This is a genomic window from Erythrobacter epiphyticus (assembly GCF_034653295.1).
GTDB lineage: Bacteria > Pseudomonadota > Alphaproteobacteria > Sphingomonadales > Sphingomonadaceae > Erythrobacter.
Window position 1 is genome coordinate 50,508 of sequence record NZ_JAYEEU010000001.1, and the last position, 13,919, is coordinate 64,426.

14 protein-coding genes are annotated in these 13,919 nt (G+C 65.1%); 9 read left to right on the plus strand and 5 right to left on the minus strand.

The window, feature by feature from the left end; all coding sequences use genetic code 11:
• Nucleotides 1-5 precede the first annotated feature (5 nt).
• The gene (locus tag SOQ14_RS00265) at nucleotides 6-1,847 is read left to right on the plus strand and encodes a DUF885 domain-containing protein (RefSeq protein WP_322895661.1); all 1,842 of its coding nucleotides are present in this window, start codon (nucleotides 6-8) and stop codon (nucleotides 1,845-1,847) included.
• Between the two features lie 228 nt (nucleotides 1,848-2,075).
• On the opposite strand, the gene SOQ14_RS00270 is transcribed toward SOQ14_RS00265, so the two are convergent.
• Both SOQ14_RS00270 and SOQ14_RS00275 read right to left on the minus strand, forming a co-directional pair.
• A complete protein-coding gene (locus SOQ14_RS00270; protein WP_322895663.1) occupies nucleotides 2,076-2,399 on the minus strand; it encodes a hypothetical protein in 324 nt (107 codons plus the stop codon).
• A 76-nt stretch (nucleotides 2,400-2,475) separates the two neighbouring features.
• Nucleotides 2,476-4,089 (minus strand): phosphoenolpyruvate carboxykinase, encoded by a 1,614-nt coding sequence (locus SOQ14_RS00275; RefSeq protein ID WP_322895665.1) that lies wholly within the window; start codon nucleotides 4,087-4,089, stop codon nucleotides 2,476-2,478.
• A gap of 341 nt (nucleotides 4,090-4,430) precedes the next feature.
• Between SOQ14_RS00275 and SOQ14_RS00280 the strand changes: the two genes are divergently transcribed.
• From SOQ14_RS00280 to SOQ14_RS00310, 7 genes are all read left to right on the plus strand, one after another.
• The gene (locus SOQ14_RS00280) at nucleotides 4,431-5,204 is read left to right on the plus strand and encodes a response regulator transcription factor (RefSeq protein WP_322895667.1); all 774 of its coding nucleotides are present in this window, start codon (nucleotides 4,431-4,433) and stop codon (nucleotides 5,202-5,204) included.
• On the plus strand, nucleotides 5,197-6,753 hold the full coding sequence (locus SOQ14_RS00285; RefSeq protein WP_322895669.1) for a sensor histidine kinase: 1,557 nt from the start codon (nucleotides 5,197-5,199) through the stop codon (nucleotides 6,751-6,753). Before SOQ14_RS00280 ends, SOQ14_RS00285 begins: the two co-directional genes overlap by 8 nt.
• Nucleotides 6,723-7,205 carry an HPr kinase/phosphorylase gene (locus SOQ14_RS00290; protein WP_322895671.1) on the plus strand — a complete coding sequence of 161 codons (483 nt, stop codon included), beginning with the start codon at nucleotides 6,723-6,725 and terminating at the stop codon, nucleotides 7,203-7,205. The genes SOQ14_RS00285 and SOQ14_RS00290 overlap by 31 nt, the downstream gene beginning before the upstream one ends.
• A 41-nt stretch (nucleotides 7,206-7,246) precedes the next feature.
• Entirely contained in the window at nucleotides 7,247-8,209 is a 963-nt protein-coding gene (rapZ, locus tag SOQ14_RS00295) for an RNase adapter RapZ (RefSeq protein WP_322895768.1), read from the plus strand.
• A gap of 72 nt (nucleotides 8,210-8,281) precedes the next feature.
• On the plus strand, nucleotides 8,282-8,707 hold the full coding sequence (locus tag SOQ14_RS00300) for a PTS sugar transporter subunit IIA (protein WP_322895673.1): 426 nt from the start codon (nucleotides 8,282-8,284) through the stop codon (nucleotides 8,705-8,707).
• A gap of 12 nt (nucleotides 8,708-8,719) precedes the next feature.
• Nucleotides 8,720-8,998 carry an HPr family phosphocarrier protein gene (locus SOQ14_RS00305; RefSeq protein ID WP_322895675.1) on the plus strand — a complete coding sequence of 93 codons (279 nt, stop codon included), beginning with the start codon at nucleotides 8,720-8,722 and terminating at the stop codon, nucleotides 8,996-8,998.
• 30 nt (nucleotides 8,999-9,028) lie between these two features.
• A complete protein-coding gene (locus SOQ14_RS00310; protein ID WP_322895677.1) occupies nucleotides 9,029-9,865 on the plus strand; it encodes a TrmH family RNA methyltransferase in 837 nt (278 codons plus the stop codon).
• Between the two features lie 219 nt (nucleotides 9,866-10,084).
• Here the strand turns inward: SOQ14_RS00310 and SOQ14_RS00315 are convergent, their stop codons facing one another.
• The 3 genes from SOQ14_RS00315 to recR all read right to left on the minus strand — a co-directional run bounded on the left by SOQ14_RS00315 (nucleotide 10,085) and on the right by recR (nucleotide 12,945).
• Entirely contained in the window at nucleotides 10,085-11,512 is a 1,428-nt protein-coding gene (locus SOQ14_RS00315) for a DNA recombination protein RmuC (protein ID WP_322895681.1), read from the minus strand.
• A 219-nt stretch (nucleotides 11,513-11,731) separates the two neighbouring features.
• Entirely contained in the window at nucleotides 11,732-12,304 is a 573-nt protein-coding gene (locus SOQ14_RS00320) for a peptide deformylase (RefSeq protein WP_322895683.1), read from the minus strand.
• 44 nt (nucleotides 12,305-12,348) lie between these two features.
• Nucleotides 12,349-12,945, minus strand: a complete 597-nt coding sequence (gene recR / locus SOQ14_RS00325) for a recombination mediator RecR (RefSeq protein WP_322895684.1) — start codon at nucleotides 12,943-12,945, stop codon at nucleotides 12,349-12,351.
• A gap of 53 nt (nucleotides 12,946-12,998) precedes the next feature.
• On the opposite strand from recR, the gene fmt reads away from it, so the two are divergent.
• A complete protein-coding gene (gene fmt, locus SOQ14_RS00330; protein ID WP_322895686.1) occupies nucleotides 12,999-13,904 on the plus strand; it encodes a methionyl-tRNA formyltransferase in 906 nt (301 codons plus the stop codon).
• Nucleotides 13,905-13,919 lie beyond the last annotated feature (15 nt).

Here is a 13,919-nt window from a genome sequence, read left to right on the forward strand (position 1 = left end):
GCACCATGAGAGAGCCTTTCGCTGATGTCACCCGCCGCCAGACCCTTGCGGGCCTTGGTGGCGCTTCCGCCCTCGCCCTGCTGCCCGCCTGCGCGACAAGTGCACCGCCAGCCAGCGCGTCTGCCACCAGCCATGCTGCGGATGCCGCGCTCGAACGGATCGCTTACCGCATGCTCGCCCACGAACCGGGGCGCGCGACCGGACTGGGCGTCGATGTCGGCGAATATGCCGCGTGGCGCGGCACTTTCGGCGAACCGGGCGAGGCCGGCGAGGCAAAATACGCCGCCACGCTCAAGGAACTGCTCGCCGAGGCGCGGGCCTATCCGCGCGCAGGCCTCACTCCCGATCAGGTGATCGGCTTTGAAGTTGTCGAAAGCGCCTTTGCCAAGGCGCTCGACGGGATGGCGCTGCCCTATGGTTCGGTCGCTGTCGGCAGTTGGCGCAATGCTCCTTACATGGTGATCCAGAATGTCGGCGGCTATATTGATTACCCGCGCTTTTTCGGATCGACCCAACCGCTGCGCGCCGCGGATGATGTGGTGCATTATGTCGCGCGGGTGAGCGAGATCCCGGCCATCCTCGCTGCCGAAACCGATCTACTGCGCCAGAACCGGGGTATGGGGCTGGTGCCGCCCGATTTCCTGCTCGACAAGACGATCGCCCAGATGGAAGCCGCGATCAAAGGGGCCGAGGACAGCTATGCCGGGCCGCTCGCCGCATCGCCGTTCAGCCAGAATGAACGCGCCTTGCGCACGGTGCGGACGATCATCGCCGAAGGGATCCAGCCCGCGCTCGCCGCGCAGCTTGAAGAGATCAAGACCCAGCGCCGCCGCGCAACCAGCAACGCGGGCATGTGGGCCCAGCCGCGCGGCGAGGAATATTACGCCTGGGCCGTCAGCGCCTCGACCACGACCACGCTCTCACCCGACGACATCCACGAACAGGGCCGGGCCGAACTGGCGGAATTGCACAGCCGGATGGACGTGATCCTGAAGGAACTCGGCTACACTCAGGGCAGTGTCGGTGCGCGGATGCGCGCACTGGCCGATGATCCCGCCTATAAATTCACGCCGGGCGATCCGGGCCGAAAGGAAATCGTCGCCTTCATCGAAGACCGGATTGCGTGGATCAAGGCGCAGATGCCGCGGGCCTTCACCCAGCTCGTCAACCCGCCGCTCGAAGTGCGCCGCCTGCCGCTGGCCGAAGAGCCGGGCGCGCCGGGGGCTTATGGCGGAGCGGGCAGCAAGGATGGCAGCATTCCGGGGCGGATGTGGATCAACCTGCGCACCACCGATCTGCACCGCAAATATGATCTGGCGGATCTCACCTTCCATGAAAGCATCCCCGGCCACGTGTGGGAAGGCGAGTTCTCGAACCGCCTGCCGCTGATCCGGTCGATCCTTGCTTTCAACGCCTTTTCCGAAGGCTGGGCGCTTTATGCCGAACAGCTTGCCGATGAACTGGGCGCCTATGATGAATTCAAGGTCGGGCGGCTCGGGTATCTGCAAAGCCTCGCGTTTCGCGCCTGCCGCCTGGTGGTGGACACCGGCCTGCATCACAAGCGCTGGACGCGTGAGGAAGGGCGGCGGTTCTTTGTCGAGGAAAACGGCTCAAAGGTCGATGAAGTCGCCTCCGAGGTGGATCGCTATTGTAGCTGGCCGGGGCAGGCCTGCGGCTACAAGATCGGCCACACCGAAATCGTGCGCCAGCGGGCGCGGGCGCAATCCGCGCTGGGATCGGCTTACGATATGCGCGCTTTCAACACCGCCGTGGTGCTCGGCGGCAATGCGCCGCTCGATGTGATGGCCAACACCGTCAGCCGTTACATCGCAGGCGCAAAGGGGTAGTTGCCACTCCGCTCGCGCCCGCGCGGGCTTGGCCGCTGGGGGAAAGCAATTTCCTACCGCGACCGGGTAGGCTAGCCTCGCCCGCGATATGCACGCCCGGACAATCCCCGATACAGGCATCCCGCCCCCGCTTGCGGCCACACGCAAGGGGGATTTTTCTGTCTTAGACAGTGTCTCAACTGTCTCCAACTGCAAGGAAACCGTTACGAAGCCTGAACAGCACCCGAATCAGCTTTTGCCGAACAGCCCCTTGGCCATGCCCATGATATCGTCGAGCGGGTTGCCGTCGCCATCGCGGTCAAGGATCGTGGCAAAATTGCTGAGCGATCCTTCACCGCCAATCGCGCCGACAATCTGCTGAAGGATATCGGGGCTGAGGCCAGTCTTTTCCGCCGCCAGCGTCACCGTGTCGCCATCAAGCTGATGGGTGCGACCAAGCGCCGCAATCGCCTGCTCAACCATGGCCGGATCAAGCCCGACCTGCTTGGCCAGGTTGGTGACATCATCGGGCGCGCCGCCGATGCTTTTCAGGATACCGTCAAAAATGCTCATCGCACCTCTCCCTCGGTGATGGAGCCTTACACTCCGCCACCAAGGTTACGCCATGATGGCGCGCGAGGCCAGAACTTCAGGCGGCGACAGGCGCCGGGGCGGCGTTGCGCACGCCTTCATCGACATGGGCTTCGAACTGGGCGAAGTTGTCGATGAACAGCTGCACCAGCTTCTTGGCGGTCGCGTCATACTCGGCGGCGTCAGCCCAGGTGCTGCGCGGATCGAGGATGGTCTGATCGATCCCGGCTGCGGCCAGCACCGGCACATGCACCGGCACGTCAAAGCCGAAATTGGGGTCCTTGCGGAACTCGACATTGTCCATGTCGCCATCGAGCACGGCGTTGAGCAGCGCGCGGGTCGCCTTGATCGGCATCCGGCTGCCGGTGCCATACTTGCCGCCGGTCCAGCCGGTGTTGACCAGCCAGCACTGCACATTGCCCTTGGCGATCCGCTCCTTGAGGAGGTTGCCATAGACGCTCGGGTGACGCGGCATGAAGGCAGCGCCGAAGCAGGTGGAGAAGGTCGCCTCCGGCTCGGTCACGCCGATTTCGGTGCCCGCGACCTTGGCGGTGTAGCCGCTGAGGAAGTAATACATTGCCTGATCCGCGGTCAGCCGCGCGATCGGGGGCAGCACGCCGAAAGCATCTGCGGTGAGCATGATCACGTTCGACGGCGCCGGGCCGAGGTTCTTCTCGCTCGTGTTCGGGATCGATTCGATCGGATAGGCGCCGCGGGTGTTCTCGGTCTTGCTCGCATCGGTGAAGTCGAGCTCGCGGGTGTCTTCATCCATCGCCACGTTTTCGAGGATCGTGCCGAACATCTTGGTCGTCGCGTAGATCTCCGGCTCGCCCTCGGCCGAAAGGTTGATCATCTTCGCGTAGCAGCCGCCTTCGAAGTTGAAGACCGCCGTATCCGACCAGCCGTGCTCGTCATCGCCGATCAGGGTGCGGCTGGCGTCAGCCGAAAGCGTGGTCTTGCCGGTGCCCGACAGGCCGAAGAAGATCGCACTCTTGCCGTCAGCGCCGATGTTGGCCGAGCAGTGCATCGGCATCACGCCCTGCGCGGGCAGGAGATAGTTCAGGAGGCCGAACACGCCCTTCTTCATCTCGCCCGAATATTCGGTGTTGCCGATCAGGATCAGCTTCTCGGTGAAGCTCACCGCGATCACCGTGTCGCTGCGGCAGCCGTGGCGTTCGGGGTTCGCCTTGAAGCTCGGCAGGTTGATGATGGTGTATTCGGGGACGAAATCCGCCAGTTCTTCCGCGGTGGGGCGGACCAGCAGGGTGCGGATGAACAGGTTGTGCCACGCCAGCTGGTTGATGACGCGCACGTCGACGCGGTATTCCGGCTGCGAGCCGCCAAACAGATCGGCGACATAGAGTTCGCTCTGCCCTTCGAGTTCCTTGAGGAAATCGGCCTTGAGATTGGCGAAGTGCGCTTCGCTCATCGGCTGGTTGATCGGGCCCCAGTTGATGCTGTTCTCGGTCTCGGCATCGCGGACCACATACTTGTCCTTGACGCTGCGGCCGGTGAAGCGGCCGGTGTCGACGAGCAGCGCACCATGCTTGGTCAGCTTGCCCTCACCCTTCTTGAGCGCGTGCTCGACCAGAGCGGCAGTGCCGAGATTGGCATGGATGAACGCGCCGGTCTTGAGGTTCTGGGCGGCGAGCGGGTGAGCAAGAGCGGTCAAAGTCGTGTCTCCTGAGCCTGATGGCAGGGCGGCAAGGCGGGAGGGCACATCAGAGGCCTCATCTCGCCGGTCCTGCCCTCCACATAGCGCATTGCATACCTATGCAGCCATGGGCAGATTACCTGAGATGCGCCGCTGATTCACCCCTCGGCCTCGCGCCATAGAATGCCGCTGCCGCGGCGTCAAACCACCCAAAACGCATGTGCGGCAGCGCGTTTTGCAACCTCGCCGAAGCGCTTTGACGCCGCGCAGGAATCATGCGCTGCAATCAATTGTCTGCAAGGCCGCTTGCGGCTAGGCTTCGGCACAGGCCAACCGGTTGCGAGACAAAGGAACCCCCGATGCCATCAGGCGCCGCGCACGATCCCACCTCCGGCGAGGCCAACCCTGCCGAGGCCGCGCGCGCCTATCAGATCGCGCTCGTGGATGATGATCGCAATATCCTCACCACGGTCTCGATCGCGCTCAAATCCGAAGGCTTTGCGACGCGGCTTTATTCCGATGGCGAAACCGCGCTCAAGGCCTTGCTCGAAAACCCGCCTGATCTTGCGGTGTTCGACATCAAGATGCCGAAGATGGATGGGCTGGAACTGCTCGCACGGGTGCGCGAACATTCCGCGCTGCCGGTGATTTTCCTGACCAGCAAGGATGATGAGAACGACGAGGAAATGGGGCTTGAGCTCGGCGCGGATGATTACATCGCCAAGCCGTTCAGCCTGCGCCTGCTCATTGCGCGAATCCGCGCCATCCTGCGCCGTGCCGAACCCCCGCGTGAAACCAGCGCGGGCGACGAGCCGCCCATGCCGATCGGGCCAATGATCCGACAAGGGCGCCTGTTCATGGATCCGGCGCGGCACACTGTCACCTGGGACGGGCGCAATGTCAGCCTGACCGTCACCGAATTTCTGATCCTCGAAGCGCTCGCCATCCGCCCCGGCGTCATCAAGAGCCGCAACCAGTTGATGGATGCGGCCTATCCCGATGATGTCTTTGTCGATGATCGCACCGTCGACAGCCATATCAAGCGGATGCGGCGGAAGTTCCGCAGCGTCGATCCGCAATTCGGCGCGATCGAGACGCTGTACGGGGCAGGCTACAGCTTCAACGATGCCTGACGCGGGCACTCCACGCGGATTGGCCGGGCGCTGGCTGGCGCGCGGGCGCTTTGCGCTCACGGCGCGCATCCTTGTGGTGAACATCATGCCGCTGGCGCTGCTCGGTGGCGGCTTGTTCTACCTCGACGGCTACCGCACGCAGCTTGTCGACGAACGCTTCAAGCTGGCGCGTATCGAAGCCCAGATCACCGCCGAGGCGCTCGCAGGCGCGACGCGCGAACGGCAGGAAGCGCTGCTGGTGCAGATCGGCAAGGAGCAGCGCATGCGCCTGCGGCTGTTCGATCCCGAGGGCCGGCTCACCGCCGACAGCTTTGCCCTTGCCGAACCCGCGTTCCAGTTCAACAACATCGCGGATGACGATTGGGAGCAGCGCTTTGCGCGCTGGCTTGATCGCACGGTGGACACCATCGTCGCGGCTGAACCGATCACTGACTACCGCGAGCCCGAAGCCCAGGAAGCCGATGCCTGGCCCGAACTGGCCCGTGCACGCGAGCTGGGATTGTCGCAGGTGCGGCTTTACGACTGGAGCGATGGCACCCCGGTGATTACCGCCGCCGCCCCGGTTGGCCTGCAAGGCGCGACCTTGCTGACGGTGCGCAACGCAGTCGACATCACGCAGTCAGTGCGCTCGGCGCGCACCACGCTCGGCTTTGCGGTGACATTGGTGCTGGCGGCATCTGTCGCTCTCTCGCTGTTTCTCGCGCGCACCATCGTGACCCCATTGCAACAATTGACCAGCGCGGCAGTGAAGGTGCGGCAGGGGCGCGAGCGTGCCGTCGAAGTCCCGCGTCTGCCGCAGCGCAGCGATGAGATCGGTGTGCTCGCCCGCACCGTCTCGGACATGACAGCGGCGCTGCGCCAGCGGATCGATGCGGTCGACAGCTTTGCCGCTGATGTGGCGCATGAGATCAAGAACCCGCTCGCGTCCTTGCGCGGCGCGATCGAAGCGCTGCCGCGTGTCGAAGATCCCGAACTGCGCGCCGAGTTGATCCAGATTGCAACCCACGATGTCCGGCGGATTGATCGGCTGGTCTCGGAAATCTCGGATGCCAGCCGGATCGATGCCGAAATGTCGCGCGCGACGCTGGAACGGCTCGATCTGGCCGATCTGGTGCGCGCCATCATCGGCGGGCGCGAAGATCGCGCGCTCAATGAAGGCCACCCGATCCATCTCACCACGCAAGGCTTCGCCGCCAATGTGGCAGGCGTGCCGATGCGGCTTGAACGGGTGGTCGAAAACCTGCTCGATAATGCGGTGTCCTTTTCGCCGCCCGATGCACCCATCGAAGTGCGGATTGATAATGATGGGCGCTGGGTCAGCCTTGATGTGATCGACAGCGGCCCCGGTATCCCCGCCGAAGCGCGCGAAAAAGTGTTCCGCCGGTTCCATTCCGACCGGCCTGACGGGGAAAGCTTCGGCAATCACTCCGGGCTCGGCCTCGCGATTGCGCGCACCATTGCCGAAGCCCATGATGGCACGCTCACCGTGGAAGACCGCCCTGATGGCGCGCCGGGCGCGTGTCTGCGCCTCAAGCTCCCGGTTGCCTGATCATGGCCGAGGAACAGGTCGTGCAGGCGAGCTGCGTCGTGATCGCGGGGCGCGCGCTCATGATCGAAGGACCACCCGGCAGCGGCAAGACCTCGCTCGCGCTCGCACTGCTGGATCGCGGGGCCGGACTGATCGGCGATGATGCCGTGACGCTGCGCCGCGCCGGCGAGCACGTGATCGTCCTCCCGCCGCCCAACATTGCCGGCCTGCTTGAACTGCGCGGAATCGGGATTGTGCGCCTGCCGCTGGCCGAGCCTGCGCCCCTCGCGCTGATCCTCGCGCTGGGTGAGGCGCACGGGCCGCGCCTGCCCGAACAGGTAGCGACGCGCGCGATCCTCGGGGTCAGCATTCCGGTGCTCGCCTTCGATCCGGGCACCATCGCCCCCGCGCCACGCGCCGCATGGGCGCTGGCGATCCATGGGCTTGCCAGCCCGGCCCACGATCCCGCATAAGCGCGCTCTTGCCGCGCCCAGCCAAGGCCACCACCGCAGCCATGACCACCGTCTCGCCCGCTCCTGCTCCGCAACGCCTCTTGCTTGTCACCGGGCTCGCCGGTGCGGGCAAATCGACCGTGCTTGATGCGCTTGAGGATCTCGGCTGGGAGGCGATCGACAATGTTCCCGTGCGTCTGCTCAAGCGGCTGGTGGCGACCGAAACCGGCGAGCGCGCCCCCGGCGAACAGCGCGGCCCGCTGGCGATCGGCTTCGACACCCGCACCCGCGGCTTTGTCCCGGCCGAGATCATGGCGCTGGCCGAGGACATTGCCGGGCGCAGCGATCTGGCGGTCTCCTTCATCTTCATGGACTGCGCCAGCCATGAACTGGAACGGCGCTACAACGAAACCCGCCGCCGCCATCCGATGGCGCAGGATCGCCCCGTGATGGAAGGCATTGCTGCCGAACGCGAGTTGCTCGAACCGCTGCGGCGCTGGGCCGAGATCGTAATCGACACCACGGCGCTCACGGCCAAGGATTTGCAGGATCATGTGCGCGGGATGTTCGCCGCTGCCTCTTCTCCCGAGGAGGAGGGCGGCGCGGACGGCGCGGTGCCGCTCACGCTGACCCTGTCGAGCTTCGGCTTTGCCCGCGGGATGCCACCGCTCGCCGATCTGGTGTTCGACATGCGCTTTCTCGACAACCCGCACTGGGTGCCGGAATTGCGCGCACAGACCGGGCAGGACCCGGCGGTGGGCGCGCATATCGAGCGCGACCCCGCCTTTGCCGAAGCCTTCACCCGGATTCGCGATCTCCTGCTGCTGTTGCTGCCGCGCTATCAGGCCCAGGGGAAGCCCTATGTCCATGTCGCCTTCGGCTGCACTGGCGGGCGGCATCGTTCGGTTTACACCGCCGAGCACATGGCGCGACACTTGCGCGACGCAGGATTTTCGCCCACTGTCCGCCATCGCAATCTGGGTAGCCGCGCGGCCGAAGAAATCGAACAGGACAGGCGCCGATGACGGACGTGCCCCCTCACCCCTCTCATTCCATCGCTGCCTTCGGGTAGTCGCAGCACGGATGCTTTTCTCCGCATGATCGGTTTGATCCTTGTAACCCATGGCCGCCTTGCCGACCAATTTGTCGAAGCAATGGAACATGTTGTTGGCCCGCAGCCCGCGGTAGCGACGATCTGCATCGGCCCTAATGATGATATGGAGCAGCGCCGCTCGGAAATCGCCAAGGCGATCCGGGTGGTCGACAGCGGCAGCGGCGTGATCATCCTCACCGATCTGTTCGGCGGCACGCCTTCGAACCTTGCGATTTCGCTGCTCGATTCCGGGCGAGTCGAGGTGATCGCGGGAATCAACCTGCCGATGCTGATCCGCCTCGCCGGGGCGCGCAAGGCGATGGATGTGACGGCAGCGGTGGCCGCTGCTGCAACAGCGGGGCGCAATTACATCACCGTGGCGAGCGAATTGCTGGGGCAGAGCGCGGGCGCTGCCACCGCCAAGGCCTGAGGGGGCGGAGCCATGGGGGAAGCGCGGCGCAGCGTGACCATTGTCAACCGGCGGGGCCTCCATGCCCGCGCCAGCGCGAAATTCGTCGGCGCGGTCGCGAGCCTTCCCGAAGGCGTAAGCGTGACCGTGTCCAAGACCCCGAACAGCGCGGCTGGCGGCTCGATCCTTGGGCTGATGATGCTGGGCGCGGCCAAGGGCGATGTCGTCGAAGTGGCCGTGGCGGGTGACAATGCCGAGGCTGTCCTTGCCGATCTGTGCGGGCTGATCGAAGCCGGTTTCGGCGAGGATTGATGCGGGCATCCGTCCCGCAAACACCGCTCTATGCCCGCACCTGATCTCGCCCCCGTGCCCAAGCACATCACCGGCTTCTCCAATCCGACGGTGAAATATCTGCGCGCGCTGCGCGACAAGAAAAACCGCAAGCGCGCGGGGCAGTTTCTGGTCGAGGGGCTGCGGCTGCTCGAAGACGCGCGCAGTGTGGGCCGTATCCCGCAAATGCTGGTGATGGCCGAAAGCAATGAGCGCGCGGCGACGGGGCACGCCGTGCTCGCGCGATTGGTGGATGCGGTCTCCGAGGCCGGGGGCGAGATCATCACCACCACGCCGGATATTCTGGCCAAGATCACCGGCAAGGAAAACGCGCAGAGCGTGGCCGGGGTGTTCGATGAATGGGACACCGGCCTGGCCCGCTTGGAACGTAATGCCGCGCCGATCTGGCTGGTGGCGCAGGCGCTGCGCGATCCCGGGAATCTCGGCACAATGCTGCGCACCGGCGATGCGGTGGGTGCAGGCGGGCTGATCCTGATTGATGATTGCGCCGATCCCTTCAGCGCCGAAGCGGTGCGCGCCAGCATGGGCGCGATCTTCACCGTGCCGGTGGCGCAGGCGCGCTGGGAGGCGTTCCTGCCGTGGCTGCGCAGCGGGCCGGGCCAGTTGGTTGCCGCGTCCTTGCGTAAGGCAGTGCCCTATCGCGGTGCGCCCTATGCCGCGCCGTGCTTCGTGCTGGTGGGCAACGAATCGCAAGGCCTGCCCGAAGCCTATGAAGCCGCCTGCGATCTGCGCGTCACGATGCCGATGCGCGGGCGCGCGGATTCGCTCAACGCCGCTGTTGCGGGCGCGGTGCTCGCCTATGAAGTGCTGGCGACGCTGGGCGCCTGAAGCGGACCAAGCGGACACCCCATCAGCTTTGAAATGGGCGATTTTTCTTCTGCAAAGTCAGCGCCATGCTCTCATTGGAGCGCCCCGGACGGACAGGGGATAGCGTGTCACAATGGCGCTTGCGGGTTCCGGCGGGGTAGCCAACGATGCGAAAGAACCCGCCGATTCTGACAACGGGTCACGCGGTAGGAAAGCCCCACCCGGACACCGGGCCTGACGCTACTCTGCGGCGTCCTTGCGGTCTTCGAGCGCTGGATGCGCGGCCTCCACCGCAGCGCTATCAGCCGCATTGTAACGCGGGGCGCTTTCGACTAGTGGCACCGCTTCGATCTCGCGCTTGCCGATCTCGACCCCCTTTTCGGCCAAGCGGCGCCCGGACGACAGGACATTGCGTTCAAAGCTGCCGACGAACTTGTTGTAATTGTTGACCGCGCTTTCCAGCCCGCCGCCGACGCGCTTGAGGTGTTCCGCGGCGGTGGCGAGACGATCATAAAGCTCCGCGCCCATCCGCCCGATTTCTGCCGCTTCATTGGCCATCTTGTCCTGCCGCCAGACCTGCGCGACCGTGCGCGCGATGGCCACAAGGTTCGTGGGGGTTGCCAGCAGCACCTTGTTGCGGAAGGCGAAGTCCCACAATTCGGGATCATGTTCCAATGCGGCGGCGACGAAATGCTCGCCCGGGACGAACATCACGACGTAATCGGGCGCATCAGCGAATTGGCTCTGGTAGCCTTTCGATCCCAGCGTCTGGACATGGTTGCGCATCGATTTGGCGTGAAGATCGAGGTGGCGTTTGCGCTCACCCTCGTCATCCGCCTCGAACGCGGCCTGATAGGCATTGAGCGACACCTTGGCGTCGATCACCAGCTTCTTCTGACCCGGCACATTGACGATCGCATCGGGCCGCAACCGGCCATCGGCGGTGTCCATCGATTGCTCGAGATGGAAATCAGTGTGCTCGGCCAGCCCGCATTGTTCGAGCACGTTTTGCAGCGCCTGTTCCCCCCAGCGCCCGCGCGCCTTGGGGGCATTGGTGAGCGAATTGCCGAGCCGCTGCGCCTCGCGCCGGACTTCGTCCTGCCCCTTGCGCATTTCCTCGATCACGCCGGCGAGCTGACCAAAGGCATCGACGCGCTTTTCCTCAAGCGCCTTGACCTGGTCTTCATAGGATTTGAGCCGCTCACCCACGGGCGCAAGCAACGCTTTGAGCCTTTCCTCGCTCGCCTTTTCCGAATGGCCCAGCCGCTCTTCCGCGCGCTTGAGCAGCAATTCCTGCGCTTCGCCCAGCACCTTGGCGCCGGTGTTCTCGAATTCCTTGAGCAGGTTGGCGCGCGATTCTTCAAGCAGACGCTTCTGTTCTTCGAACCCGGCACGCTCGGCCCGGAAGCGGGCATTTTCCTCGCGGGCGGTTTCGAGCTGGCTGGTCAAGGCATCGACCCGGCCCGCACGCTCACCCAAAGCTGCCACCTGAACCTGCGCTTCGCCGAGCTCGGCAATGGCGCGCTTGAATTCGGTATCGCGTTCGGCCGCCGCGCTTTCCGCCGCCGCCAGCCGCGTGCGCAAATCCGCGAGCGGCCGCGAGGCGAGAAACCAGCCAAGCGCGGCACCGATGACGAGAGCGAGAATCGCAAGGATTGCAGGGTCCATCTAACCAACCTACAAGGAACGTATAGGGAACGCTAGGCCCGCTTTGTGCTTTCCAACAAGAAAGCGGGGCCCCGGATCACGTCCGGGGTGACGAGGAAGGATCGCTTGGCACAAACATCGGCGCGTAGCGCCGCAAGGGCGACCGCCCGCCCGCAGCGGACGCAGCTTTGCTGCTCGCATAGCGAGGACGAGCGCGCGGAGGCGCGCCCGAAAGACAAGCTACGCCGCTTGCCGGATTTTCTTGAGCTTCTTCAGCGCCATCGCGCGCTTGAGCCGCGAGAGGTGATCGATGAAGAGGATGCCTTCAAGGTGGTCCATCTCGTGCTGGAGGCAGGTCGCCATCAACCCTTCAAGATGTTCCTCGTGGGTGTTGCCGTCGAGATCCTGATAGCGCACCGTGCAAGTCGCCGGACGATCCACATCGGCGTAGATTTCGGGCACCGAAAGGCACCCTTCCTGATAGGTCGAAAGCTCCGCCGCCGGATCGAGGATCACCGGGTTGATGAACACCCGCGGCTCTTTCTTGGTGGCCGGGTGGGTGTGCTTGTGGCCATCATGGTTGCATTCGATCGGCTCGGCGTCCGGGTCTTCCGGCTGGAGATCGATCACCAGCACCCGCTTGGGCACGCCGACCTGAATGGCAGCCAGCCCGATGCCGGGGGCATCATACATCGTCTCGAACATGTCTGCGACGAGCGCGCGCAGATCGCCGTTGAACTCATGCGGTTCAACCGGAGTCGAGACGATCTTGAGCCGGGGGTCCGGCACTTCGAGGATTTCGCGGATAGCCATGCGCCGCTATGTAGGCGCAGAGCGCGATTTATTCAACGCGCAGATCAGCCCACCGGACGGCGCGCGCGCAGCGCCTGCGCCAGCGTGCCTTCATCGAGGTAATCCAGCTCCCCGCCCACCGGCAGGCCATGCGCCAATTGCGTCACCCGCAGCGGCAGGCCTTCGAGCCGTTCGGCAAGGTAATGGGCGGTGGTCTGCCCTTCGAGCGTCGCGTTCATCGCCAGCACCACTTCATCGACCGCGCCATCGGCCACGCGGGCGAGCAGGGAGGCGATGTTGAGATCCTCCGGCCCGATGCCATCAAGCGCCGACAGCTTGCCGCCCAGCACATGATAGCGCCCCGGAAACAGCCGGGCACGATCCAGTGCCCAGACATCGGCCACATCCTCGACCACGCACAAGGACCGCGCATCGCGGCGCGGATCGGCGCAGATGCCGCAGGGATCGGAGGTATCGACATTGCCGCAGGTGGTGCATTCCACCAGCCGCTCGGCCACCTCGCCCAGCGCATCGAGCAGCGCCGGCAGCGCAGCGGTGCGGTTCTTGACCAGCCACAGCACTGCACGCCGCGCCGAGCGGGGGCCAAGCCCCGGCAGGCGGGCGAGCGCGCCGGCCAATGCTTCGATCTCTTGCGATGCCATGGGGGGAGAGATAGGGGCTACGGCTCGCTTCACAAAGGCCGCAGGCAAAGCTTATGCGCATCATCTTCATGGGAACGCCGGATTTCGCTGTCCCGGCCTTGCGCGCCCTGCATGCCGCGGGCCATGACATTATGTGCGTTTACACCCAGCCGCCGCGACCGGCGGGGCGGGGCAAGAAACTGATGCCCTCGCCCGTCCAGCAGGCCGCTGAAGAGCTGGGCCTGCCGGTCCGCACACCGGTGTCGCTGCGGAACGCCCAAGCGCAGGCGGAATTCGCCGCGCTTGGGGCCGATGTGGCGGTTGTCGCAGCCTATGGCCTGATCCTGCCGCAGGCGGTGCTTGATGCGCCGATGCATGGCTGCCTCAACATCCACGCTTCGCTCCTGCCGCGCTGGCGCGGAGCCGCGCCGATCCACCGCGCGGTGCTGGCGGGGGATGCCGAGACGGGCGTGACGATCATGCAGATGGAGGCGGGGCTCGACACGGGCCCGATGCTACACAAGGTCGCCGTGCCGGTCGGGCGCAAGACGACCGGCGAGCTGTTTGCGGAACTGGGCGATGTAGGCGCAGCGGCGATGGTGGAGGTGCTGGCCGATCTCGCCGCCTTCCCGCCCGAGGTGCAGGATGATGCGGCGGCGATCTATGCCCCCAAGATCGACAAGGCCGAGGCGAAGATCGACTGGGCTGAGAGCGCCGAGGTGATCGAGCGCAAGGTGCGCGGGCTTGCTCCCTTCCCCGGTGCCTGGTTCGAACTCGAAGGGGAGCGCGTGAAGCTGTTGCTCGCCGAGGTGGTGGATGCGAGCGGCGTGCCCGGAACGGTGCGCGATGATGACTTCACCATCGCCTGCGGATCGGGCGCGATCCGGCCCCTGAAACTCCAACGGGCGGGCAAGCCGGTGCTGGCACGCGCGGACTTCCTGCGCGGGAGGTCGGTCGCAGTGGGAGTGGTGCTGTTGTGATAGCTCACCTCGGTC